Raw genomic sequence first — 23,300 nt, 5'->3', positions numbered from 1 at the left:
GCGGATGCCCCTCTCAGGACGGTTGACGTCTGCATTCAACACACGCTAATTTCATGCGATACACGAATATTACATGTAGATAAGTCATCGCTTTCCGACCGGACCAGCGGAGGGACCCAGTGCACCGAGACAGCGAACCGGACCGACCCGGCACGCGGCGCAGCGCCGCGTGGTTCGGCCTCGACGGCAAGCTCGGGTTCGTCCACCGATCCAAGCTGTACAACCAGGGCTACTCCGCGTCGATGTTCGACGGCCGCCCCATCATCGGCATCTGCAACAGCTGGTCGGACCTTGCGCCGTGCAACGCGCACCTCCGGCAGGTCGCCGAGTCGGTGAAACGCGGGATCCTCATGGCGGGCGGCGTCCCGCTGGAGTTCCCCACCATGTCCCTTGGCGAGACGCTGATGCGGCCCTCGGCCATGCTGTTCCGCAACCTCATGGCCATGGACGTCGAGGAGAGCCTGCGCGCCAACCCGCTCGACGGCGTCGTCCTCCTCGGCGGCTGCGACAAGACCGTCCCCGCCCAGCTCATGGGCGCGCTCAGCGTCGACCTCCCGACGGTCATGGTCACCGGCGGCCCGATGCTCAACGGCAAGTTCCGCGGCCAGGACGCCGGGTCGGGCACCCACGTCTGGAAGTTCAGCGAGGAGTACCGCGCCGGCCGCATGAGCCGCGCCGACTTCGGCGCCGCCGAGGCGTGCCTCTCGCGCAGCAGCGGGCACTGCACCACGATGGGCACGGCCTCGACCATGGCGTGCCTCACCGAGGCGCTGGGCCTGTCCCTGCCGGGCAGCGCGGCGATCCCCGCCGTCGACGCCCGCCGCCACAACATCGCCGAGCACGCCGGCGGCCGGATCGTCGCGATGGTCGAGGAGGAGCTGACCCCCTCCTCGATCCTGGACCGCCGCTCCTTCGAGAACGCGATCCGCGTCAACGCCGCCATCGGCGGATCCACCAACGCGGTCGTGCACCTGCTCGCCATCGCCGGGCGCGCCGAGGTGGACGTGGCACTCGCGGACTTCGACACCCTCGCCGCCGACATCCCGCTGCTGGTGGACCTGCTGCCCTCCGGCCGCTTCCAGATGGAGGACTTCGCCTACGCCGGCGGCCTGCCCGCCGTGATCCGCGAGCTCGGCGATCTGCTCGACACCGGCGCCGCCACCGTCACCGGGCGCACCCTGGGCGAGAACACCGCCGACGCGGACAACTGGCAGCCCGACGTCATCCGCCCCCGCGCCAACCCGCTGCGCGAACCCGGCGGCCACACCGCCGTGCTGCGCGGCAACCTCGCCCCGGACGGCGCCGTGATCAAGGTGTCGGCCGCGTCGGAGGAGCTGCTGCGGCACACCGGGACCGCCCTCGTCTTCGACACCGTCGAGGAGTACCACGAGGTCGCCGACTCCCCGGACCTGCCCGTGGACGCCGACACCGTCCTCGTCGTCCGCAACGCGGGACCCACCGGCTACCCCGGCATGCCGGAGATCGGCAACCTCGCCATCCCGAAGCGGCTCCTCGACGCCGGGATCCGCGACATGGTGCGCATCACCGACGGCCGCATGAGCGGCACCTCCTACGGGACGGTCGTGCTGCACGTCGCCCCCGAGTCGGCGGTCGGCGGCCCGCTCGCCCTGCTCCGCAGCGGCGACACCGTGACCCTCGACGTCCCGGCCCGCCGGATCGACATGGACGTCCCGGACGCCGAACTCCGCAGCCGCGCCACCGCACTCGCCCCTCCCGGCGCGGAGTCCGGCGGCGGCTACGCCTGGCTGTACCGGCGGCACGCCCGGCAGGCCGACACCGGGGTGGACTTCGACTTCCTGATCGGGCGGCGCGGCCACCAGGTACCCCGCCGCCACCTGTGACCCCCAGGCAAGGAGCAACGATGGCAGACGACGTGCCGCGGACCATCCGGGAGAACCGGGTGATGGTCATCTACCGCGGCCAGACACCCGAGCAGTGCCTGGAGTTCTCGGCGGGGCTGCACGCCGCCGGGATCCGCCTCTTCGAGGTCACCCTGAACGGGCCCGACCCGTTCACGGCGATCACCGCACTGCACGACGCCTACGGCGGTGCGCTCCCGATCGGCGCGGGCACGGTGCTCACGGCCGACGACGTCGCGCGCGCCGCCGACGCCGGCGCCCGGATCATCGTCTCCCCCAACGTCGACGAGGCCGTCATCGCCCGCACGAAGGCGCTGGGGCTGGTCTCCGTCCCCGGCGCGTTCACGCCCACCGAGATCGTCCGCGCCGTCGACCTCGGCGCCGACGTGGTCAAGGTGTTCCCGATCCGACCGGTGGGCGCCGACTACATCCGCCAGCTCCGCGGGCCGCTCCCCGACGTGCCGATGATGGCGACCGGCGGCGTCGACGCCGACCTCGCCGGCGCGTGCATGCAGGCGGGCTGCACGGCCGTCGGCGTCGGCATCCAGCTCTTCGGCGAGCGCGCGTTGGCGGGCGACCCCGAGGCACTGGCGGCAGGGGCGCGCCGCATGCTCGACGCCGCCGCGCCAGGCTGACCGGCGTCCCCCCTTTTCCAACCCACGACCACCGGCGACGCAACCGCGTGGAAAGGATTCGCGCCATGTCAGGGGAGACCGTGCGGCGACCGGAGGCAGAGGACGCCTACCGGCTGCGCCCCGAGGACGTCCGCGAAGCGCCGCGGACCTTCGCCGGCAGGCTGCGCTACCTGGGCCCGGGCCTCGTGCTCTCCGCCTCGGTGGTCGGCTCCGGCGAGCTGATCGTCACGACGTCCCTGGGCGCCCGCGCCGGGTTCGTGCTGCTGTGGCTGGTCATCTTCAGCGCCACCGTCAAGGTGTGGATCCAGATGGAGCTCGCGCGCTGGGCCATCCTCAACGGCAGGACCGCCCTCGACGGCTACAGCACCGTCCCGCCGAAGATCGGCAGGATGGGCTGGATCAACTGGCTGTGGATCGGCCTCGACGTCGCCAAGAGCTTCCAGCGCGGCGGCGTCATCGGCGGCACCGCCGCGGCGTGCTCGATCCTGTGGCCCATTGTCGGCGCGCCGCTCAGCGGCGCGTCGCTCAGCGCGTGGACGGTCGTCATCGCGGTGGTCACCGTCCTGCTGCTGCAAAGCAGCAAGTACAGCGTGGTGGAGCGGGTGACCACGGTGTCGGTCGCCGTGTTCACCCTGTCCACCCTGTCCATCGCGCTGATCCTGCCGCTGACGCCGTTCTCCTACAGCCCGGAGCAGCTCGGCACCGGGCTGAGCCTCATGATCCCCGCGGGGACGATCGGCCTGGCCATCGCCATGTTCGGCTCGACCGGTGTCGGCGCCGACGACATGACGAACTACACGTACTGGTGCATCGAGAAGGGCTACGCGCGCTGGACCGGCCCCGACGACGGCTCCGAGGAGCGCGCCCGCCGCGCCGAGGGCTGGCTGCGGGTGATGCGGCTGGACGTCCTCGTGTCGTGGCTGATCTGTACGACCTGCACCCTGTCGTTCTACGTCATCGGCGCCAGCGTGCTGCATCCGCAGCAACTCGTCCCCGAGGGCAACGCCATGATCACCACGCTGTCCCGGATCTACACCGACACGCTGGGGCCGTGGGCCGAGTACCTGTTCCTGGCCGGCGCCATCGCGGTGCTGTTCTCCACGCACATCGCCTCGGCGGCGGCCGTGCCGCGGCTGTGGACCAACACCCTCGGCCTGCTCGGCGTCATCGACTGGACCGACCTGGCGGTGCGCCGCCGCACGATCCGCATCCTGACCTTCTGCCTGCCCACGCTCTGGGCGGTGTTCTACCTGTTCGTGCAGTCGCCGCTGCTCATGGTGCAGATCGGCGCCATCGGGACGGGGATCTTCCTGCTCGCAGTCACGGCCGCGGTGTGGACGCTGCGCACCAGGGAGGTCGACGCCCGGTTCAAGGCCAACACCTGGCTGACCGCGGCACTCGTCCTGAGCAGTGTCGGGATCGGGCTGCTCGGCGTGTACTCCATCGTGGAGGTGTTCGGCGTCGGCCCCGGCTGAGCCGCGCAACAGAAAGAACGAGCGTACCTCCCGGTGCGCTCGTTCTTTCTGTTGCGCCGTCGCGACCCGCCGGCCCGGCAGGCGCTCAGCGGTCGCCGACGGCGACCGTCTGGCCGGTGAGGAACTCCTCCAGGCCGCCGTACCCGCCCTCGACGCCGACCCCGCTGTCCTTCAGCCCGGCGAAGGGCACCCTCGGGTGGTTCGGCGTCCCGGTGTTGACCCCGACGATGCCGACGTCCAGGGTCCGCGCCACCTCGGCGGCGCGCACGGGCTCGCCCACGACGTAGCCGCCGAGGCCGTAGCGCCCGTCGCGCACGGCGCCGACCACCTCGCCGAGCGCGCCGTAGCCCCGGACGGAGACAGCAGGGCCGAAGACCTCCTCGGTGACCAGCCGGGACCCCGGGTCCGGCCGCACGCACACGGCGGGGCGGGCGAAGTGGCCCTCAGCAGGGAGGGGCATCGCGCCGCGCTGCACCGCGCCCCCCGCCTCGTCGACCAGCGCGGCGACGCGGGCGCCGTCGGAGGGCAGCGCCAGCGGGCCCAGCGTCGTGCGCTCGTCCATCGGGTCGCCGAGGACCAGGCCGGCCGACGCGTCGGCGAACCGCTGCGCGAAGTCCTCCAGCACGTCGGACGGCACCCACACCTGGTTCGCCGCGATGCACGACTGCCCGTTGTTGCGGTACTTCGCGACCATGAGGATCTCCACGGCCCGGTCGAGGTCGGCGCCGTCGAGGACGACGAACGGCGCGTTCCCGCCGAGTTCGAGCACGCACCGCACGAACCGCGGCGCCGCGGCGGCCGCGAGGATCCGGCCGACCCGGGTGGACCCGGTGAACGTCAGCCCGCGCACGCGGGGGTCGGCCAGCCAGGTGTCGGCGACCGCCTCCGGCGCGCCGATCACGGTCCCGATGACCCCCGGCGGCACGTGCGCCTCGACGATCTCCGCGAGCCGCAGCGCCGAGCCCGGCGCCACCTCGGACGGCTTGAACAGCACCGTGCACCCCGCCGCGACCGCGGGCGCGATCTTGCGCGCCGGGATGGACACCGGGAAGTTCCACGGGGTGAGGACGGCGACCACGCCGAGGGCGCGTTCGGCGACCTCGTGGCGCAGCCCCGGCACCACCGACAGGGAGGCGCCGGCCCGCACACCGGCGGCGTCGGCGAACCAGTCGAAGAACGCCGCGGACAGGCCGACCTCGGCGCGCGCCTCGGCGATCCGCTTGCCGGTCTCCCGCGTGATCAGCGCGGCGATCTCGCCGCACGCCGGTTCGGCGCGCAGGTCCGCCGCGATCCCGCGCAGCGCCGCGGCGCGGTGTGCGGCGGGGGCGGCCGACCAGCCGTCCAGCGCGGCGGCAGCGGCGTCGAGCGCACGCCGCGCCTCGGGTTCGGCGCCGCCGACGAGGTCGGCGCACGCCGCCCCGGTCGCCGGGTCGAGGACGGTGCTGCGCCACGGGACCTCGGGGTCGGCGGGTCCGCCGTTGATCCGCACTCCGTTGCGGACGGGGATCGCGGTCATGATTCGGGCTCCTCTCGCGGGTGGGGCCGGGTCACCGCCGCGATGGCGGCGGTGTCGAGGGGGATGCCGAGTCCCGGCGCGTCCGGTACGGCGATGCGCCCCCGGTCGGGTACCGGGGGGTCGACGAGCAGCGGGTCGCGCAGCGGGTTGTCGCGGATGTCGTACTCCACCGCGGCGACCGGCCGGGCCATCGCCGCGAGTTGCAGCGTCGCAGCGAACGCCACGGCGCCGCCGTACAGGTGCGGCAGGACGGCGGTGCCGTGCGCGGCCGCCGCCTCGCAGACCGCCAACGCCTCGGTGATGCCGCCGGCCTTGGCGATGTCGGGCTGGAGCACGGCGATGGCGGGCGAGGCCGCGAGGCGGCGGAATTCGCCGATGCCGTAGACGTTCTCGCCGGTCGCGATGGGCAGGCCGGTGCGGCGGTGCAGCTCTTCGAGCTCGGGGAGCCGGTTGCCGCGCAGCGGCTCCTCGATCCACGCCACGTCGTAGGCGCGCAGGATCGGCGCCATGGCGGCGGCCTCGGCGAGGTCCCACGCCTGGTTGGCGTCGGCGTACAGCGCGGGCGCGGCGCCGAGGACGCCGCGCGCCTCGGCGAGGATCCGCTCGTCGTCAGCCCTGCCGAACCCCAGCTTGACCTTGACCGCGTCGTGCCCTGCCGCGACGCAGCGGCGCGCCTGCGCGGCGACGTCGCCGGGGCCGAGGCTGCTGGCGTACACCGCGACCTCCTCGCGGACCCGGTCGCCCGCGACGCGGCTCATGGCGAGCCCGCTCGCGTGCCCGGCGAGGTCCCACAGCGCGATGTCGACGGCGCTGATCGCCTGCATCACCGGGCCGGGGGCGCCCCACTGGCGGCCCAGCGGCTCCAGGCCGGCGCACAGGCTGCGGTGCACCGCGCCGATGTCGCGGGGGTCCGCCCCGACGATGCGGGGGAACACCCCCTCACGCAGGGTCGCGACGCGCTCGCTCGCCGCCCAGGGCGGGTAGTTGATCCAGCTCTCGCCGTGGCCCGTGAGCCCGTCGTCGGTGTCCAGCTCGACCAGCACGGCCGACCGGTGCCGCAAGGGGGCGAAGGACATGGCGATGCCGTCGGCGGCGGGGGCGCGCAGGACGCGCAGCCGCGCAGCGGTGATCCGGCTCACACGCCGTCCTCGGCCTGGTCGAGCAGTGCGGAGCGCAGCCGGTGGATGTGCGCGCGGGCGGCGAGTTCGGCCGCAGCGGGGTCGCCGGACTCGATGGCGGTGAGGATCGCCCGGTGGTCGTCGACCGACTGGCGCGGGCCGGCGGTCACCTGGGTGGTGCGCATGGCCAGGCGCACCTGGGTCTGGACGTCGTCGAGCAGGCGCACCACCTCGGTGTTGCCGGACGCCTGGCGGACGAGCGCGTGGAACCGCATGTCGGCGGCTGTGATGGCGGCGACGTCGCCGGCCCGCACCGCGCGCTCGTGCTCGGCGAGCGCGTCGTGCAGCGCCACGACGAGCCGGCGCCCGGAGTTCTCCACGGCGAGGCGCGCGGCGAGCCCTTCGAGGACCTCGCGCACGTCGTAGATCGCCGCGAGCTCACGGGCGCCGACCCGCGCGACGACCGCGCCGCGGCGCGGTTCCTCGCTCGCCAGCCGGTCCTGGACCAGGCGCAGGACGGCGTCGCGCACGGGGCTGCGGCTCACCTCCAGCCGCACGGCGAGCGCCGGCACGCTCAACCGGGCCCCTGGCGCGAGTTCGCCGGTGAAGATCTCCTCGCGCAGCCGCTCGTAGACCGCGTCCGCGATCCGATCCGTCGAGGTCGCGTTCATCGGCGCATTCTCCCGCTCTCCAGCTTCGACACTTCGCCCGCACAGTTTACATGCAAATATCGGATTCTACATTTTTACCGGATCGGGGACGGAAGCGGCCGCCGGTCCCGGAATAGGGATTGAGGCCGGCGCCGGCGGGTGGCAGTGTCGGGTACGGCACCGGCGCGGGCGGCGGACAGCGCACCGCCGCCGGCTCGGCGCGACCTCGGAGGTCCGGCATGGGCGGTTGGGGGCTCGTCCGGTCGAACGCCGCCTTCCGCACGCTGCTCTGCGCCCGGACGGTGTCGTTCACCGGCGAGGCGGTCGCCCTCGTCGCATTGATGCTCTTCGTCGCCGATTCGACCGGCCGGGCGATCGCCGTCTCGCTGCTGCTCCTCGTCGGGGACTTCGTCCCCGCGCTGGTGGGCCCGCTCACCGGCGCCATCGGCGACCGGTACGACCTCCGGCGGGTGATGATCTGCTGCGAACTGGTCCAAGGGGCGCTCCTGCTGCTCATCGCGCTGTCCCTGCCCCCGCTGCCGCTGCTGCTCGCCCTCGCCGCCGCCCGCGCGACCGCGGGGCAGGTGTTCCTGCCCGCCTCGCGCTCGGCGGTCCCTGCGCTGGTGCATCGCGGCGACCTCGCACCGGCGAACTCCGCGATCGGGTTCGGCACGAACGGGGCCGAGGCGATCGGACCGCTGCTCGCCGCGGCGCTGTTCCCCATCGCCGGGATCCAGGGGGTGCTCGTCGCCGCCGCACTGTCCTTCCTCGCCTCCGCCGCGGTACTGGCCGCCCTGCGCCCGCTGCCGCCCGTACCGCGCGACGGCGCGGCGCGGTCCGCGTCACTGCTGGCCGACGCGCGCGAGGGGATCGGCTACATCCGGTCCGCCGCGCCGGTCCGGATCATCGCGCTGGGCTTCTGCGCCGTGGTGGCGTTCAACGGCATCGACGACGTCGCCCTCCTGCTGCTCGCCACCGACACCTTCGGCGCGGGCGACTCGGCGGTCGGGCTGCTGCTCGGCGCCGTCGGCCTCGGCCTGGTGGCCGGCTACGCGCTGCTCGCCCGCTTCGGGACGCACGGCTCGACGGTGGTGCTGCTCGTCGCCGGGTTCACGGTGAGCAGCGCGGGCAACATGCTGACCGGGATCGCGTGGGCGGTCGCCGCGGCCTGCGTCCTGCAAGCGGTGCGCGGCATCGGGATCGCCGCGATGGACGTCGCCGTGAACACGCTGCTCCAGCGGCTGGTGCCGGCGCGGCTGCTCGGCCGGGTGTTCGGCAACGTCTACGCGGCGGTCGGTGCGGCAGCGGGGCTCTCCTACATCGGCGGCGGCCTGCTCCTCGACGCCACGGGGCCCCGCACCGCGCTGGTGGTCGCCGGGGCCGGCGGGCTCGCGGCCACCGCAGCGGTGGCGCTGCTGCTCCCCCGCGCGCTGCGCCGGTCCGAAGCCGCGCCCGACGAGCCGCCCGACGAGCGGTAGCGGCCCGCGCACGGCCCCCTGCCCGCGCATCACCCTCGGCCCGCGCGCACCGCCGCTGCGCCCAGGGCGGCACCTGGCACCATGACGCTCCGCGCTTGCCCCATGGCAATCCAGACACTAGGGTCATCCAGTCGATTTCGCATCATGCGCCCGTTTGCGGTGATTCATCGCTCCTGGGGCGCCCTGGAGACCCCTCGTGTACAGATTCCGCTTGATCATCGGTGCGGCCGCGACCGTCGGCATGCTCGCCGCGGGCGCCGCCCCGGCCGCCGCCGAACCCGCCGTGCAGATGACCCCGCTCGCCCCCGCCGACGCGAGTGCCGAGGCCGCGCCGAAGGCCGCCGCCCCGCAGAAGGGGGCGGTGACCCACAAGGCGTGGAAGCAGCAGCGCGGCAACTGGTGCGTCCCCACCAGCGTGCAGCTCAGCCTGCGGACCTTCGGCGTCAAGGTGACCCAGTCCACCCTCGCCGAGAAGATGAAGACGGAGGGCCCCGGCACCAGCGGCAAGAACGCCTCGGTCGTCTACAACTCCTACCTCTCCTCGAAGGGGTACAAGCAGACGTGGGCGAACGGGCAGGACGCCTCGGTGCTCATGGACCGCGTGGCCTACGACGTCGGCGTCCTCAAGAAGGCCGTGCCCCTGGGGGTCTGGGGGAAGGAGGCCTCGTGGATCAAGGCGGAGAACAACTTCGGGCACGCCATCTCGGTGCGCGGCTACGACAAGTCCAAGAAGACGTTCATCATCTGGGACCCCGCTGACGCCAAGTACGGCGGGCACCACACGGTCTCGGCCAAGAACCTCGCGAAGGCATCGCAGAAGAACGGGCTGTTCTACGTCTCCAAGAAGTGACCGCACGCCGCTGTGACCCCGCCCGCCGTGCTGCGGGCGGGGTCACAGCGGGTCGGTCGGCGAGAGTTCCGCGCGGAGGTGCGCCGCCTCGGCGCGGGCGGCCGCAGCGGCATCGTGCCGGTCGGCTGCGTCGTGGGCGCGGGCGAGCGTGTCGAGCGTGTCGGCGAGGAACGACGGCCAGCCGCGGGTCCGCCACAGCGCGACCGACTCCTCAAGGGCGCCGGTCGCGGTGGCGACGTCGCCCGCGGCGAGGTGGACCTGCCCGGTGAGCGCCAGCGAGTCGGCCAGGTGGTGGTTCATGCGGTGGCGGCGGCTGAGCCCGGTCGCCGCCTCGACCGCGGGCAGCGCCTCGGGGTCGCCGAGGGCGATGTACAGGCGGGCGAGGTACATCAGGGAGAAGACCTCGCCGTAGCGGTCGCCCATGGCGCGGGTCATCTCCAGGGAGCGGAGCAGGTGCCGCCGCCCGGTCTCGATGTCCCCCTCCAGGCACTCGGCGGCGCCGAGGAACTGCATGGCGGTCGCCTCGAACCGGGAGTTGCCGAGCAGCCGGGCGAGCTTCATGGCCTCGGTGAGGTGCACGACCGCGTTGTCGGTGCGCTGCTGCTCGTGGTCGGCAATGGCCATCACGTGGTAGGCGCGGGCGCGCCCGCCCAGGTAGTCGGCCTCCTCGGCGAGCCGCAGGGCCTCACCGGACGTCTCGCCGGCCGCGCGGGGCAGCCCCTGGGAGACGAGCCCCCACGTGCGCATCACCAGGGCGTCGGACATCCCGCGCAGGTCGCCGAGCCCGGCGAACATCTCGAACACGCGGTCGGCCTGCTCCAGCATGCCGATCATCGCGAAGTCGCCCCGCTCGCCGGGGCCGATCCAGGTGTTCAGGTCGGCCATACCGCGGCGCAGCACGGCCTCGCCGCGGACGTTGCCCGCCGCGCGGCATGCCGCGAGCGCGGTCTCGTGGCAGCGCAGCCAGTCGTCGAAGCGCCCCCGGACGTCGAAGTACTTCTCCAGGCAGCCCGCGAGGTCCCAGGCGGCCTCGTCCAGCCCCGCGGCGCCGGCCTGGCGCACGACGGCGGCCATGGCATGCCACTCGTCGTCGAACCACGACATGGGGTCGCTGAGGGCCTCGGCGGCGTCCTCCGACGGCAGCGGCCAGCGCTGCGCCGTCCCGTGCATGGTGGCGTAGCACGGCCCCGGGATGTACTCCGTGGCCTGCTCCGCCAGCCACAGCCAACCGCCGATGGCGCGCCGCAGCGCCGCGGGGCCGCGCTCGTCGCCCGCGCCGAGCTCGCGCGCGTACAGCCGGATCAGGTCGTGCATGCGGTAGCGGAGCCGGCCCGACGCGCCCCCGACGATCGTGAGCAGCTGCGCGTCGACCAGGGCCTCGATGTGCTCCTGCGCGGCGTCCATGGGCACGTCGAGCAGCGCCGCGACCACCCATTCCGGGTAGTCCGGCGCCTCGACCACCCCCAGCAGGCGGAACGCCTCGCGCGCATCGGGGTCGAGGGCGCGATGGCTCAGTTCGATACAGGCGCGCACCTCGCGGTCGCCCACCGCCAGCACGTCGAGCCGGCGCCCTTCGTGGGCGAGCATGCGCACCAGCCGCGACAGCGGCCACTGCCTGCGCCCCGCCAGGCGCGCCCCGGCGATGCGCACCGCCAGCGGGGCGTACCCGCACAGCCGGGCGATGCTCTCGGCCGCGTCGGGGTCCGCGGCGACCCGGTCGGCGCCGAGGATGCGTTCGAGCAGGCGGATGGCCTGGCCGGGTTCGAACACGTCGAGGTCGATGAGCCGCGCGCCCTCCAGGCCGACCAGCCGGGTACGCGACGTGACCAGCACGGCGCTGCCGCCCGCCGCGGGGAGCAGCGGCCTGACCTGGGCCTCCGAGGCGGCGTCGTCGAGCACCACCAGCATGCGGCGCTCGCCCAGCATGCTGCGGAACAGGGCGGACCGCTCGTCCTGCGGGACCGGCACGGCCGCCCCCTCGACGCCGAGCGCGTGCAGGAACCCGGCGAGGACCTGCGCCGGGTCAACGGGGTCCTCGGCGCCGCGCAGGTCGACGTAGAGCTGACCGCCGGGATAGTCGGCCGCCCGGGAGTGCGCCACCCGCACCGCGAGCGAGGTCTTGCCGACGCCGCCCATCCCGGAGATCGCGGCGACGGGCGCGCCGCCGGTCCGGCCGCCCCCCGCATCCCCGAGTGCCGCGCCGAGCTCCGCGAGCAGCGCTTCGCGCCCGGTGAAGTCGGCGATGTCGGGAGGGAGCTGCGCCGGCACCGGCGGCGGCCGCTGCGCCGCGGGTGCGGCGCCGTCCTGCGGGTCGGCCTCGGGCGCGGGCGCCAGTGTCGGGTCCGGTGCCGGCGGCGCGTCGAGCGCCGGGTCGCCGCGCAGGACGGCGGTCTCCAGGTCGCGGAGTTCGCGCCCCGGCTCGATGCCGAGCTCCTCGATCAGCAGGGCGCGGCCGCTCCGGTAGACCTCCAGCGCCTCGTGCGTGCGGCCCGCGCGGTACAGGGCGAGCATCAGCGTGCCGCGCAGCCGCTCGCGGAACGGGTGCTCGGCGACGAGCGCGGTCAGCTCCGCGACGGCGTCGTCGTGCCGGCCGAGGGCCAGTTCGGTGCGGAACAGCTCCTCGGTGGCCGACCACCGCCGCTCGGCGAGGCGGGCCGCCTCCTCGCGGACCAGGGGCAGCGAGTCGAGCCCGCTGAAGGCGGGGCCGCGCCACAGGTCCAGCGCCTCGCGCAGCAGCGCCGCGCCGACCGCCGACTCGCCGCGACCGATCGCGCCGCGGCCCTCCTCGACGAGCCGCGCGAAGCGGACGGAGTCGACGGCCGCGGGGTCGGCGGCGAGCCGGTAGCCGCCGCCCTCGCGCACGACGGTGTCGGGCCCGCCGAGCGACTGGCGGAGGTGGTGGACGTAGACGTGCAGGCTCTTCTGGGCGGAGCGCGGCGGGGCGCCGTCCCACATGGCCTCGATGAGCCGGGCCTCGGCGACGGCCGAGCCCGGCGCGCACAGCAGCACGGCGAGCAGCCCGGAGAGCTTCGGGGAGAGGCGGACCACGTGATCGGGCGCTGCAATGTCGCGGACCTCCAGCGGTCCCAGAATCGCGTAGCGCATGCACGTTCCCTTCCACCACCGCGCGGGCCCGGTGGCCCGGGCGCGCTGTGCGAATGCGGCCGCCGACCGGGGCCCGCGCCGCACCATCGGTGTCGCCCTGAGCGCCCGCACCACCGGGGCGCCGCAGGGATCCAACCGTAATGCAACCCGGTTCCAGTCGGTATCGGGGAACCTGTGGGTACACGGAGTCCGGGTGCCCACACCGGACCGCACGGCGACCCCGACGCAGCATCACCGCAACGGGACGCCCCGACCCGACCAGGACGGCGGCCGGAGTCCTCGGACCCCGGCCGGGGAGGGACGGGGGACTCGGCGGCCGCTTCAGGCTCCGGCGGGCTGACGCCCGCGGAGGATCCGGGAGCGGCCGCCGTTGCGTACGGCCGAGTGCCACCGGGCGGCGCGGGGGCGCGCCCGCGCCGCCCGGTTCCGCGGCGGCCCGGCCCTGGACGCGACGCCCGTTCGGCACCGGGGCCCCGCACCGGGTCCGGTATCCCGGGTCACCCGATCGCGGGCGGCCCCCATGTGCGCTCGACGTGGCTCCCCTGCTCGCCCGGTCGCGACACCTTCCAGATCCAGCCGAGGCGGCGCAGCCCGAGCCGCTCTGCCACCCGCTGCGACGCGGTGTTCGCCGCGGACGTGCTGTAGAAGAGCCGGCGGCCGTCCGAGCCGAACGCCGACGCCCAATGCGCGGTCACCGACGCCGCGTGGCCGCGCCCACGATGGGAGGGGCGGGTCCACACACCGGCTTCGGCGGCCCGGTCGGAGAACACGGGAGTGCAGCAGAGCGCGACGACCCGCTCCCCGTCCACCGCCGCGGCCCAGGGGCCGAACCGCCCGTCCAGGAGGGCGTGCCACTCGCCGTCCGCCCACGTGCCGGGGTTGGCGCCGCGCAGCGCCCCGGTACCGGCGCCGTCGGTGGAGCGGACCACCCGGGCGGTGCTCTCGGCCCGCACGCCGGGCGGGACGAGGTAACTGGGCCCGCCCGACACCTCGACCGGCCCCAGCCGGCCCCTGAGCAGCCGCGCGCAGCGCAGGATCGTCGTCGGCGGCGCGCATTCGGGCCCGCCCCTGGGCAGGACGGCGAGGTCGGCCAGTTCGGCGGCGAGGGGGTCGGGAACCGCGGCGCCCACGGCGGCGGTCAGCCCGTCGTCCGCGACGCCGAGGGCGACGTAGTGCGCGCCGTGGTGCAGGCGCCCGTGGTCGTCGCCGTCCCACAGCATGGCCATTTCGAGGTTGAGGAGCGCTGCGGCGCTCGCGTCCTCGGCGGATCCCGTCGGCATGGCACCGGAACCTACCGGGCCGGGCCCACCGTGATCGAGTGCTTTTCTGCCGGCAGGGCGGCTTTCGGCGACCGGGGACCCCGGGCGGCGCCCGGCCGCCTCAGACCCGGGCCGCCGCCCCACCCGTGCCCAGGGAGCGCAGCACCGCCTCGACGGCCTCGCGCAGCCAGGCCCGGTCGGCCGCCGGGTGGAACGGGCGCGCCAGCGCGCCGAAGAGGATCCCGTCCAACTGCGAGACGAACACGCCGGCGGTGCGCTCGGGCGCGGGGAAGCCCACCTCGCGCATCGCCTCGGCCGCGCGGCCGAGGAAGCGCAGGCTCGCCTCCTTGTACAGGGCCTCGTTGTGCTGCGCGAGGGAGGCGTCGAGGTACAGGACCATGCGCGCGCGGGTGTGGTGCCGTGCCTCGCCGAGCCAGGTCTCCAGGAGCGCGGTGAGGGTCTCGGCGGCGCGTTCGGGCGTGCGCCACCAGTCGGGCGGCAGCTGGTCGAGGATCGCCTCGTCGAGTTCGATGATCCGGCCGAGGGCCGCGTCGATGAGCGCCTGCCGGGTCCGGAAGCAGCTGCTGGCGGTGCCCGGCGGCAGCGCCGTGCGGGCGTCGACCGCGCGGTGGGTCAGGCCGCGCAGGCCGGATTCGGCGATCACCGCGATGGCGCCGTCGGCGGCCTTCTCGCGGCGCGTCCGATCCTGCTCCGTTCGGATGGGCATGCCGCCAGAATAGGGCGCCCCGCCCCGGACTCCGGGACACGGGCGCGGAGGCGGGGGACCGTGGGAGGCCCGGTCGGCCGCGTCTCCCACGGGGGCGGCGGCAGCGGCCGCTGGGGAGTCAGTGCGGCAGGACGCGGCGCACGAGTTCGTCGACGGCTTCGCGGGTGACCGGCTCGTTCGTGACGATCAGCCAGTAGAAGACCGCCCCGCCCAGCGCGGCGAGCAGGGTGTCGACGCCGCTGTACCCTGCGCCTGCCAGGAGGGCGCGCAGCGGTTCGCGCCGCTGCCGCACGAACGCCCTGTTGAGTTCGGCGAAGGCGGGGTCGCTCCGGGCCGCGGCGCCGAGCGAGGCCACCAGCGCGGCGCTGCGCTGGTCGAAGGATGCGCCGAGCGCGCTGAGGTACCCCGCCACGTCGCGGGCGGGGTCGCCCGTGTCGGGGGCGCTGGGCGCGTCGGGCAGGGCCCGGTCGAGCGCGGCGATCAGCAGTTCGGGCAGCGTGGGCCAGTGCCGGTAGATCGTGGTCTTGGCGACGCCCGAGTGCTTCGCGATGTGCTCGACACCGATCCCCGCGATTCCGTGCTCGGCGACCAGCTCCGCCGCCGCGGCGAGGATGCGCTCCCTGCTGCGGAGGATGCGCGGATCGGTCGCGTCATCGTTCACCACGGCGGTTCTCCTTGTACGGACAGCCGGAGCTCGGCACCGGCGTGGTCGACGGTGTTGCGCGCAGGATAGGGCGGCCCGGCGACCTCGAAGTAGATGAACCCGTGGTCCGGGGGTGCGGCGAGCCTGCGCGGATCGCTGCCGAGCTCCAGCCGCAAGCGGCGGCCCCGGCGCAGGAGCTGGGCGAACGGGGTCAGTGAGAAGCGCAGCTCCACCTGCTCCCCCGGTACCAGCGGCGCCGGCGCGGCGTGGTCGTGGATGGTCTCGGTCGCCGTACTGCGCTGCGCGTCGACGGCCCGGTGCGCGGCGGCGAGCCAGCCGATGGCGAGTACCTGAGTCCGGCCCGAGCCGTCCACCTCGGAGAGCCGCGCCTGCACGTGGGTGTCCAGCGCTGTGGAGCGAAGCGGCAGCGTCAGTTCGACGGGCCCGACGAGGTGCACGTCCGAGGGCATCGGCGCGGAGTCGTAGCCGATCACCTGCGCACCGAACCGGTCGAACGCGCCGGGGTACTCCATCCCTGCGGGGATCGCCGCCCACGCGCGCTCGTCACCGCCCGCCGATGGACCCAGCTCCGTCCCCGCGAGGCGCAGCGTCCACGTGCTGGTACCGGGGACAGGCCAGTCGGACGCCGATTCCCAGCGCTCGGCGCCGTGCAGCCAGTAGCGCACCGGCGGCAGTTCCGCGTAGCCGTTGTCGGCTCCGCGCAGCGTGTGGTCGTAGAAGTCGAGCATCTCGTCCTGGTAGCGCAGCCACGGCCACTTCGTCCACCGCGGGCCGATGAAGAGCTTCTTCGGGGCGGTGATGCGGTGCCACGCCTCGAAGGCGCCGAAGAGGTGCATGCCCACCATGCTCCACTCCGAGCCGATCAGCACGGGAACGGTGATCCGGTCGAGCGTCGGCCAGGCCGCGGCCTCGTCGTGCCGGGCGCCGGTGAGCGCGTACGCCGCCCACCGGTCCATCCACGGCTCCGGTGCGGGCAGCCGGCGGACGAGCGCGGGGAGTGAGGCCGCCATCAGCCGCCGGATGAGGTGCTGGACGGGCGCGGTGCCGATGACGTAGCCGAGCGCGTGGCGCGCCTCCGGGGCGAGCCGCACGCGGTTCGCCGCCCCGTTGACCGCCGTGTACCGGCCCATGAAGCCCGAGTGCAGCGTGCCGTTGTGCGTCACCCCGTGGCGGTACCAGTCCGTTGTCGCGCCGAAGGGGAAGACGGCCTTCAGGGCCGGCGCGCGCAGTCCGGCGGCGACGAGCTGGCTTACCGCGAAATAGGACATCCCCGTCATCCCGACGCTGCCGTCGCACCAGTGCTGCGCGGCGAGCCATTCGATCGTGCCGCACAGGTCCGCGCGCTCGCCGTCGGAGTGCATGACCGGGTCCAGGCGCCCGCCGGAACGCCCGGTGCCGCGCGCGTTCACGACGAGCACCGCGTACCCGCGGGCGGCGAGGTAGCCGACGGCGCCCGGCTCGACGAACGGCGCGGGCAGCCCGGTCGGCATCAGGTCCTTGTTGTACGGGCTCCACGCCAGCAGGGCGGGGCAGGGGGCGGCACCGGCCGGGCGGTACAGGTCGCCGCGCAGCACGGTGCCGTCGGCCATGGGCACGGCGACGTCGGCTTCGCTGTGCACCCGGTACCGCGTCCGCTCCGGGCCGCGCGGGGTCCACCCCGCGCGCTGCATACCCGCCAGCCGGGTCCGGTAGGGAACACGCATCGCAACCTCCATCGCACTTATGCTACGCAAACGTAGCATAAGTGCGATGCGCGATCCGCGGCCCTCGTCGCGCTGCCCGCCGCCCGGGACGGGCCTTGCGCCGCTAGAGCGGGTGCATGGTGATGATCGCGCCGTACTTGTCCTGCACGACCCGGTAGCGGGAGGTGCTCTCGCCGCCGTTGTCGGCCGACTTCCTGCCGATGGGGCGGCCGGCGTCGACGTCGCGCTCGTAGTTGCCGTCCTTGTTGGGGCCGCGGAGTTCGACGTCGTTGGCCTTGTCCACGAGCGCGTCGAGGTCTTCGTCGCGGCCGAAGACGCTCTTGTCGCTGGTGACATTGGGGCCGCCCTCCACGTGCTTGCCCCGGACGTACTTCTCGCCCTCGTCGTCGAAGCCGGCCGGGATGCACTCGTCGTTGTGGACGAGGATGTCGACCCCGCCGGGCGACACGTAGTAGGTGTGCAGCCCGGCGACCGAGAGGTTGTGCACGCGCTGGTCCCGCGCCGTGCGCCGGTCGGCGGCGGTGACCCGCGGCCACTCCCCCGAGGCCGACCGCAGCCGCGTGCCGGCGGCGAGGTCGGCGGCGTCGATCCAGCGGGCCGACCCCGGCGCCCAGAACGGGTGCTGCGCCGTGGCGGTCAGCCGGGCGGTGGTCCCACTGCCGTCGGTGACGCCGATGTCGACGAGGGACTTCGCGCCGCGGCCCTCGATCAGCCCGGTGACGGTGCGCGGCCCCTCCTCGCCGGTCGCGGGGTCGAAGGCGAGCACCCGGTCGCCGGGAGCGACGTCCTCGATGGGGCTGCGGGAGCCGTCGGCCATGAGCACGGGGGTGCCCGGAATGAAGCTGTTGGGCTTGCGGCACGCGGCCAGCGCCTCGTCCAGCCTGCGGCGCGCGTCATCGCCCTTGCCCTTGGCGTCGTCGGCGGCCTTCGACGCCCGGCGGAACCGGTTGAACAGCGAGATGACGCGGGGGATCTTCGAGAGCGCCTTGAAGATCTTGCTGAAGGGCAGCACGCTGACGAGCGCCATCAGGCACGAGCCGATGTCGCCCTCGTTGAAGCACTTCTTGATGTCCTCGATGCCGATGAGGCCCTCGACGATGCCGATGAGCTCCTCGTCGATGCCGTTGAGGTCGTTCTCCGCCGCAGCCGCGTCGCGTTCGGCCTGGCCGAGGTCCCGCTGCGCGTCGGCGATGCCGCCCTGGTCGGCGGGGTTCTGCCGGCCCTGGAGAGCGTCGGGCCCGCTCTGCGGCGCCCCGCCGCCGCCCCCGCCGGGCGCCCCTTCGCCGGCCCGCGGCCGCGGCTCGTCGCACTCGGGGCCGTCGAACAGCGCGCACAGGGCGCGGGAGGTCCCCTGGGTCACGGAGGTGGGCAGCCCCACCGCCAGGAGCCCCACGACGATGACGGCGGCCAGCACGATGAGCGCGCCGTACTCGATCTTGCCCGCACCGGATTCCGCGCGCCACACCCACCGCACAGGTAACCGCCTTCAGTCATCGCACCATGGGGGATGTCACACCCTCCGACGCCGCCGCCGAACGGAGGGTTGCCGCCCGGCCGGAACACGGCATGGCCGGACCCGGCCGCCGACCGGCGGAACCGTCCGGGCGGTGCCCGGCGGCGCCGCGTCGGCGCCCCGCCCGCCAAGCGGGGTGCGCCTCGGTCCGGCCGGCACCGGGGGGTGCGGCCCGCCTGCGGCGGCGGGGCGCGTCCGGTCGCGGCGGCCCGGCCCGGGCCGACATGATCCTGCGGCAGTGCCGCGCCGCGGGCGTCGCGATGGCGGAGGAGGACGCCCTCCTCCTGGAGATGACCCTCATGGGCATCCTGTTCACCGCCCTCACCGTCTCCCCCGGCATCGGCGTCGAGTCGCACGTCCGCACCGCCGTGCGCCGCACCCTCTCCGCACACTGACCGCCGCCCGCCGCGCGGGCTGCGGCGCACCGTGTCCGGCATCGGGGGGTCCGCGCCATTGCCGGGTGAAAGCCGCCATTATCCACTCCTTCCAGTATGTCCATTTCGTTGGATTGATGCGCATTATCGAATCATCGCGTTCGACCAATAGCAGCATTAAAGGAGTGCTATGATCTCGAAAATGGCAGAACTGTGCCACTTATGCATTTCATGCCAGCCCGCTGCGCAATCATGGAGATGAACATGCTGCAAATTCCCATTGAGGATCTGGACGTCGAGCCGGGGCACATCCTGGAATGGCGGCTCCGCCCCACCGGCGCCGCCGCCGCGAAAATGGCGTCCGACCAGCAGCGAGGCGCATCGTTCAACCAGGACAAGCATCTCACGGTGGCGATGGACGCCCGGCGCGACAACGACCCGCTCGCGTCCTGGGTGGCCACGACCTTCGACCTGCCCGGTAAATTGGACCGGGCGGCACTGGAATCGGCACTGCTCTATTTCGTACGCCGCCACGAAGTACTCCGCTGTGAATTCCGGCAGCTCGCCGGCGATGTCAGCTGCACGGCTCTGGCGCCCGACGAAGTCGAACTCGACCACTTCGACATCGGCTACATCGACACCACCGAGGAACTCCGCGACTACATATTCGAGTTCTTCGTCAAGGGCATCGACACCCTGGGCTGGCCGCTGATCGTCATGGGCGCCGTGGAGCGCGAGACCCACACGACCATGTTCATCGCCTACGACCACCTGGTCTCCGACGGGATGTCCAGCCCGATCGCCGTGAACGACGTCGCGACGGCCTACACGGCCTACCTCGACGGCCGCGAGCCGGACCTGCCGGCGGCGGGCAGCTACGTCGACTTCGGCCACGCGCAGCGCCACGAGTACGCCGGCATCGAGGCCGACGACCCCCGGCTGGACTACTGGCGCGGCTTCAAGGAGCGCAACGGCGGGTTCTTCCCGCCGTTCCCGCTGGACCTCGGGGTGGCCCAGGGCGAGATGTACCCCACCGTGAACCAGACGGACAAGCTGCTGGCGCACGAGGAACTGGAGGCGCTCGACGCGCACTGCCGCGCGGCCGGCGGGCGGCTCTCGATGGCGATGCTCGCCGCGATCGGCGTGGCGCTGCGCAACGCGGGCGGCCCCGACGTCTACCGCGGCCTGATGCCGGTCAGCGAGCGCGGGCGCGGCGACCTGCGCAACTCCATGGGCTGGTTCGTGAACACGATGCCGATCGAGTTCTCGGTGGCGCCCGAGAAGGACTTCGCCGAGGTGCTGGCCGGCGTCGACTCGGCGTTCCGCACCATGCTCGCGAACACCGATGTGCCGTTCGTGCAGGCGTGGCACCTCCTGGCGCCCGAGATGGCCGACGTCCGGTCGTGGCCCTACGCCGTGAACTTCTTCTCCTACATCGACTTCCGCAAGGCGGTCGGCGGCGAGGCCCTGACCGGGTGGAACGCGAAGAAGCACATCTGGGCGTCGCGCAGCAACGGGATCTGCTACTGGTTCCACCGCAACCCCGACGGCCTGTACGTCAACCTGATCTTCGCCGACACCCCGCAGGCGCACGTGACAAAGGCGGCGCTGCGGGAGTCGCTGATCGCCACGATGACCCGGATGTCCCGCCACGGGTCGCTCTGACCGCCGCGCCGCGACCGCCCCGCGGCCCCGGCGCGGGGCGGGAGGCAGCGCTTGACTTTGTGATCAGGGAGTTAGCAAACTGCCTAAATGCTTGATGTCGACGTGCTGAAGGCGCTGGGCAGCGAGAAGCGCCTCGCGATCATGGAGTGGCTGCGCGAACCCGCCGCGCACTTCCCGCCGCAGCGCGACGGCGACCTCGTCGAGGTCGGCGTCTGCTCGGTGTCCATCGCCGACCGGCTCGGCGTCAGCCGGCCGACCGCCAGCACACACCTCACGCTCCTCACCCGGACCGGCCTGCTGCGCGCGGAGAAGGTCAGACAGTGGACCTTCTACCGCCGCGACGAGCAGCGCATCGCCGAGGTCAAGCGGATGTTCGACGAAGGATGGTGACCGTGCCCCAGCAGCAGACGTCCCCCCGGCCGGCCGACGAGGGAACCGGCGCCTACGAACGGCTCATCGGACTGCTCGACGCGGCCGGCGCCCGGTACCGCGTCATCGACCACGCCCCAGAGGGGCGCACCGAGATCGTCAGCGGATACCGCGGCCACCCGGTCGCCCACGCGGCGAAGTGCCTCGTCTCACCGCGCCCGGAAGCTGACATCCGCACGGACGGCGCACCGCCGTACCTGACCCCCAACCGACCGTCCGGCCCCGCCCGAGAGGATCCTGCCCGATGACCGGCAGCAGCCCGCGCCCAGGACTCACCCACACCTCCCGGCTGACGGTCGACGACGGGTTGACCGTGCCGGCGGTCTCCGACGCCCTCCACGGCTTCGCCGACATGCCCCGCGTCTTCGCCACCGCCTACCTCGTCGCGTTCGTGGAGAACACCTGCATCGAGGCCCTCGCCCCGCTGCTCGACGCAGGGAGCAGGACCGTGGGGACCAGCGTCGACCTCAGCCACAGCGCGGCGACACCGGTGGGCATGACGGTCACCGCGCGGGTCGAGCTGGTCGAGGTCGAGGGGCGGCGGCTGCGGTTCGCGGTCGAATGCCGCGACGACAGCGACGTGATCAGCGCGGGCCACCACGAGCGGCATGTCATCGACGCCGCGAAGTTCGATCGGCGGCTGGCCGCCAAACAGGCCGCGGCGGGCCACTGAGCCGACGCGCGCCCTCCACGCCACCACGGGCAGGCATAGCGCCGCCGGGCGCCGCGGGGAGGGGCGCGGCGCCCGGCGGACGGTGGGGGCCGCCGATGGGCGGGGACTACTCGGCGGGGTCGAACTCGATGTCGCCGGGCTTCGCCTTGCCGAGGGCCTTCTCGAACTGGCCGTCCTTGAGGTCGAGGGTCGCGCTGCCGTAGTCGGCCGCTGCGAAGGTGTCGCGGACGCCCTCGGGGAAGTTGTTCCAGCTCACCAGGTCCGGATACTGCCACTCGCCGTAGTGGTTCTCGGGCTGGCCGTCGCCTTCGTCGTCGTGATCGGCCGCGAACCGGAAGGCGTGGGTGCCCGGGCCGTCCTTGTGGTAGACGATCTTGGGGTGGGTGTCCTCCCACAGCACCTCGGCCGCCGGCAACGTGTCGTAGTCGCCGTGCGCCGAGGCCGAGACGTACTGCGCCTGGTCGTCGCGCACCCAGACCACGACGTGTTCGAGGTCGTGGCGGTGCCCGTGGCCGCCGGGCCCCACGACGGTCTGGTCCTTCTCGAAGTACAGGCCGTACATGTAGGCGCACCAGCCGTTCGCGTTGCACTTGGAGCGCGCGTAGGCGTTGGTGTTGTCGAGGTCGGACTGGTCGCGGCAGTTGCCGTTCAGGGCACCGCCGATCGCGAGGCCCTCGGCGACGGTGCCGTCGGGGCCGATGGCGGGTGTGGGGTAGCAGCCGTCCTTGTCGTAGTCGAAGGCCGGCTGCCACTTGCCGTCGGGTTCGGCGACGCTTGCGGGGATGGCGGCGGGCGGCTCGGCATGGGCCGCGGCCGGGGGCAGGGCGACGAACAGCACAGCGGCCCCGGCGAGGACGCGCGCGGCGAACGAGAATCCGCGGCGCCGCCGTCTTCGGCTACCGGCGGCATTCGCACTCCATTGCCGATCGGAACGCGATATCCGGGCGTTCTCGGCCGCGGCGGAATCGTCCTCGTCCGCGCCGCCATTGTGCACAGCACTCATCACTCAGAACCTCCCGATCGGTTCCGCGGCCCGCCGCGTTTCCCGCGGCGGAATCGGCGTGGCCGGGGCGTAGGATCCGGGTCAATGGGCGCATTGAGCTGGGACGACCGCCCGGCGCGCCGACACCGCCGGCTTACCGCAAGGCGCCAGGACAACGACCCTCGGATATTACCCTCCGTAGGAATTACACCGATCCTCCGACGACCGATCCACTATTGTGTGGGGTCATTAATGTAACGGAGCCATCCGATTACCACAAGGGGCCGAATGGTGGCTTTTCGTGATCACCGTTTCCGCGCCGAATGGAATTGCGCAAACGAATTGGCATTCCCCGAAAATCCCCGGCATAACATCGCTATGGCGGACCGCGGTGGAAACGCCGAGCGCACGGCCGCCTTTTCGGCCGTCCTCCTGCGGCCGCGCCGACCGCCGCCGCGGCGGCCCGTGTGGGGATCCGCCGTCGTTGGTGTCGCGCCCGATTGGGTCCGTTCATGCGGGGTTCACGCGCCCGGCGGGTGCGGACCGCGCCGCGGGGGCCGCCCTCGTGCGGGCCCGGCGGTCACCGAGCGTGCCGGGACGGGTG

General features: G+C 73.5%; 20 protein-coding genes. 10 read left to right on the top strand and 10 right to left on the bottom strand.

The window, feature by feature from the left end:
• Positions 1–119 precede the first annotated feature (119 nt).
• The 3 genes from CLV63_RS18230 to CLV63_RS18220 all read left to right on the top strand — a co-directional run bounded on the left by CLV63_RS18230 (position 120) and on the right by CLV63_RS18220 (position 3,990).
• Entirely contained in the window at positions 120–1,862 is a 1,743-nt protein-coding gene (locus CLV63_RS18230) for an IlvD/Edd family dehydratase (RefSeq protein WP_106584349.1), read from the top strand.
• 20 nt (positions 1,863–1,882) lie between these two features.
• Entirely contained in the window at positions 1,883–2,515 is a 633-nt protein-coding gene (locus CLV63_RS18225; protein WP_106584348.1) for a bifunctional 4-hydroxy-2-oxoglutarate aldolase/2-dehydro-3-deoxy-phosphogluconate aldolase, read from the top strand.
• A 65-nt stretch (positions 2,516–2,580) separates the two neighbouring features.
• Positions 2,581–3,990 (top strand): Nramp family divalent metal transporter, encoded by a 1,410-nt coding sequence (locus CLV63_RS18220; RefSeq protein WP_106584347.1) that lies wholly within the window; start codon positions 2,581–2,583, stop codon positions 3,988–3,990.
• Between the two features lie 85 nt (positions 3,991–4,075).
• Here CLV63_RS18220 and CLV63_RS18215 read toward each other — a convergent pair whose 3' ends face one another.
• From CLV63_RS18215 to CLV63_RS18205, 3 genes are read right to left on the bottom strand one after another with little or no spacing between them, the layout of a single operon-like run.
• Positions 4,076–5,506, bottom strand: a complete 1,431-nt coding sequence (locus tag CLV63_RS18215) for an aldehyde dehydrogenase family protein (protein ID WP_106584346.1) — start codon at positions 5,504–5,506, stop codon at positions 4,076–4,078.
• Positions 5,503–6,645 carry a mandelate racemase/muconate lactonizing enzyme family protein gene (locus CLV63_RS18210; protein WP_106584345.1) on the bottom strand — a complete coding sequence of 381 codons (1,143 nt, stop codon included), beginning with the start codon at positions 6,643–6,645 and terminating at the stop codon, positions 5,503–5,505. The genes CLV63_RS18215 and CLV63_RS18210 overlap by 4 nt, the downstream gene beginning before the upstream one ends.
• On the bottom strand, positions 6,642–7,295 hold the full coding sequence (locus CLV63_RS18205) for a GntR family transcriptional regulator (RefSeq protein WP_106584344.1): 654 nt from the start codon (positions 7,293–7,295) through the stop codon (positions 6,642–6,644). Before CLV63_RS18205 ends, CLV63_RS18210 begins: the two co-directional genes overlap by 4 nt.
• A 218-nt stretch (positions 7,296–7,513) precedes the next feature.
• Between CLV63_RS18205 and CLV63_RS18200 the strand changes: the two genes are divergently transcribed.
• Complete coding sequence (locus CLV63_RS18200; protein ID WP_106584343.1) at positions 7,514–8,752, top strand: MFS transporter; 1,239 nt, start codon at positions 7,514–7,516, stop codon at positions 8,750–8,752.
• Between the two features lie 211 nt (positions 8,753–8,963).
• Entirely contained in the window at positions 8,964–9,602 is a 639-nt protein-coding gene (locus CLV63_RS18195; RefSeq protein ID WP_146165597.1) for a C39 family peptidase, read from the top strand.
• Positions 9,603–9,644: 42 nt separating this feature from the next.
• Here CLV63_RS18195 and CLV63_RS18190 read toward each other — a convergent pair whose 3' ends face one another.
• The 6 genes from CLV63_RS18190 to CLV63_RS18165 form a co-directional block, all read right to left on the bottom strand.
• On the bottom strand, positions 9,645–12,707 hold the full coding sequence (locus tag CLV63_RS18190; protein ID WP_106584341.1) for an AfsR/SARP family transcriptional regulator: 3,063 nt from the start codon (positions 12,705–12,707) through the stop codon (positions 9,645–9,647).
• Between the two features lie 497 nt (positions 12,708–13,204).
• Positions 13,205–13,987: a GNAT family N-acetyltransferase gene (locus CLV63_RS18185; RefSeq protein WP_106584340.1), complete on the bottom strand. Its 783-nt coding sequence runs from the start codon at positions 13,985–13,987 to the stop codon at positions 13,205–13,207.
• Positions 13,988–14,087: 100 nt separating this feature from the next.
• Positions 14,088–14,693 carry a TetR/AcrR family transcriptional regulator gene (locus CLV63_RS18180; RefSeq protein ID WP_106584339.1) on the bottom strand — a complete coding sequence of 202 codons (606 nt, stop codon included), beginning with the start codon at positions 14,691–14,693 and terminating at the stop codon, positions 14,088–14,090.
• A gap of 118 nt (positions 14,694–14,811) precedes the next feature.
• Positions 14,812–15,357: a TetR/AcrR family transcriptional regulator gene (locus tag CLV63_RS18175; RefSeq protein WP_106584338.1), complete on the bottom strand. Its 546-nt coding sequence runs from the start codon at positions 15,355–15,357 to the stop codon at positions 14,812–14,814.
• Entirely contained in the window at positions 15,351–17,072 is a 1,722-nt protein-coding gene (locus CLV63_RS18170; protein WP_170134260.1) for a CocE/NonD family hydrolase, read from the bottom strand. The genes CLV63_RS18175 and CLV63_RS18170 overlap by 7 nt, the downstream gene beginning before the upstream one ends.
• Before the next feature lie 91 nt (positions 17,073–17,163).
• Positions 17,164–18,534 carry a polymorphic toxin-type HINT domain-containing protein gene (locus CLV63_RS18165; RefSeq protein ID WP_106584336.1) on the bottom strand — a complete coding sequence of 457 codons (1,371 nt, stop codon included), beginning with the start codon at positions 18,532–18,534 and terminating at the stop codon, positions 17,164–17,166.
• A 263-nt stretch (positions 18,535–18,797) separates the two neighbouring features.
• On the opposite strand from CLV63_RS18165, the gene CLV63_RS33620 reads away from it, so the two are divergent.
• From CLV63_RS33620 to CLV63_RS18145, 5 genes are all read left to right on the top strand, one after another.
• Positions 18,798–18,968 (top strand): hypothetical protein, encoded by a 171-nt coding sequence (locus CLV63_RS33620; RefSeq protein ID WP_170134259.1) that lies wholly within the window; start codon positions 18,798–18,800, stop codon positions 18,966–18,968.
• 243 nt (positions 18,969–19,211) lie between these two features.
• Positions 19,212–20,612, top strand: a complete 1,401-nt coding sequence (locus CLV63_RS18160) for a condensation domain-containing protein (RefSeq protein ID WP_106584335.1) — start codon at positions 19,212–19,214, stop codon at positions 20,610–20,612.
• Between the two features lie 87 nt (positions 20,613–20,699).
• Positions 20,700–21,002, top strand: coding sequence for an ArsR/SmtB family transcription factor (locus CLV63_RS18155; RefSeq protein WP_106584334.1), 303 nt, complete (start codon positions 20,700–20,702; stop codon positions 21,000–21,002).
• Positions 21,003–21,004: 2 nt separating this feature from the next.
• Positions 21,005–21,289, top strand: coding sequence for a hypothetical protein (locus CLV63_RS18150; protein WP_211301359.1), 285 nt, complete (start codon positions 21,005–21,007; stop codon positions 21,287–21,289).
• A complete protein-coding gene (locus tag CLV63_RS18145; protein WP_106584333.1) occupies positions 21,286–21,714 on the top strand; it encodes a thioesterase family protein in 429 nt (142 codons plus the stop codon). Before CLV63_RS18150 ends, CLV63_RS18145 begins: the two co-directional genes overlap by 4 nt.
• A gap of 106 nt (positions 21,715–21,820) precedes the next feature.
• Here CLV63_RS18145 and CLV63_RS18140 read toward each other — a convergent pair whose 3' ends face one another.
• Positions 21,821–22,717 carry an NPP1 family protein gene (locus CLV63_RS18140; RefSeq protein ID WP_106584332.1) on the bottom strand — a complete coding sequence of 299 codons (897 nt, stop codon included), beginning with the start codon at positions 22,715–22,717 and terminating at the stop codon, positions 21,821–21,823.
• Between the last annotated feature and the right edge of the window lie 583 nt (positions 22,718–23,300).

The sequence above is a fragment of the Murinocardiopsis flavida genome, from assembly GCF_003014485.1.
Classification (GTDB): Bacteria; Actinomycetota; Actinomycetes; order Streptosporangiales; family Streptosporangiaceae; genus Murinocardiopsis; species Murinocardiopsis flavida.
Note: the sequence above shows the minus strand (reverse complement) of the source record. Positions and strands in the feature narration are given on the sequence as shown.

What these genes read in the sequence shown, in the direction of transcription:
- CLV63_RS18225 (WP_106584348.1), top strand. Translation starts at nt 1,883, where the DNA reads ATGGCAGACGACGTGCCGCGGACCATCCGGGAGAACCGGGTGATGGTC.
- CLV63_RS18220 (WP_106584347.1), top strand. Translation starts at nt 2,581, where the DNA reads ATGTCAGGGGAGACCGTGCGGCGACCGGAGGCAGAGGACGCCTACCGG.
- CLV63_RS18215 (WP_106584346.1), bottom strand. Translation starts at nt 5,506, where the DNA reads ATGACCGCGATCCCCGTCCGCAACGGAGTGCGGATCAACGGCGGACCC.
- CLV63_RS18205 (WP_106584344.1), bottom strand. Translation starts at nt 7,295, where the DNA reads ATGAACGCGACCTCGACGGATCGGATCGCGGACGCGGTCTACGAGCGG.
- CLV63_RS18200 (WP_106584343.1), top strand. Translation starts at nt 7,514, where the DNA reads ATGGGCGGTTGGGGGCTCGTCCGGTCGAACGCCGCCTTCCGCACGCTG.
- CLV63_RS18190 (WP_106584341.1), bottom strand. Translation starts at nt 12,707, where the DNA reads ATGCGCTACGCGATTCTGGGACCGCTGGAGGTCCGCGACATTGCAGCG.
- CLV63_RS18185 (WP_106584340.1), bottom strand. Translation starts at nt 13,987, where the DNA reads ATGCCGACGGGATCCGCCGAGGACGCGAGCGCCGCAGCGCTCCTCAAC.
- CLV63_RS18180 (WP_106584339.1), bottom strand. Translation starts at nt 14,693, where the DNA reads ATGCCCATCCGAACGGAGCAGGATCGGACGCGCCGCGAGAAGGCCGCC.
- CLV63_RS18170 (WP_170134260.1), bottom strand. Translation starts at nt 17,072, where the DNA reads ATGGAGGTTGCGATGCGTGTTCCCTACCGGACCCGGCTGGCGGGTATG.
- CLV63_RS33620 (WP_170134259.1), top strand. Translation starts at nt 18,798, where the DNA reads ATGATCCTGCGGCAGTGCCGCGCCGCGGGCGTCGCGATGGCGGAGGAG.
- CLV63_RS18160 (WP_106584335.1), top strand. Translation starts at nt 19,212, where the DNA reads ATGCTGCAAATTCCCATTGAGGATCTGGACGTCGAGCCGGGGCACATC.
- CLV63_RS18155 (WP_106584334.1), top strand. Translation starts at nt 20,700, where the DNA reads ATGCTTGATGTCGACGTGCTGAAGGCGCTGGGCAGCGAGAAGCGCCTC.
- CLV63_RS18145 (WP_106584333.1), top strand. Translation starts at nt 21,286, where the DNA reads ATGACCGGCAGCAGCCCGCGCCCAGGACTCACCCACACCTCCCGGCTG.
- CLV63_RS18140 (WP_106584332.1), bottom strand. Translation starts at nt 22,717, where the DNA reads ATGAGTGCTGTGCACAATGGCGGCGCGGACGAGGACGATTCCGCCGCG.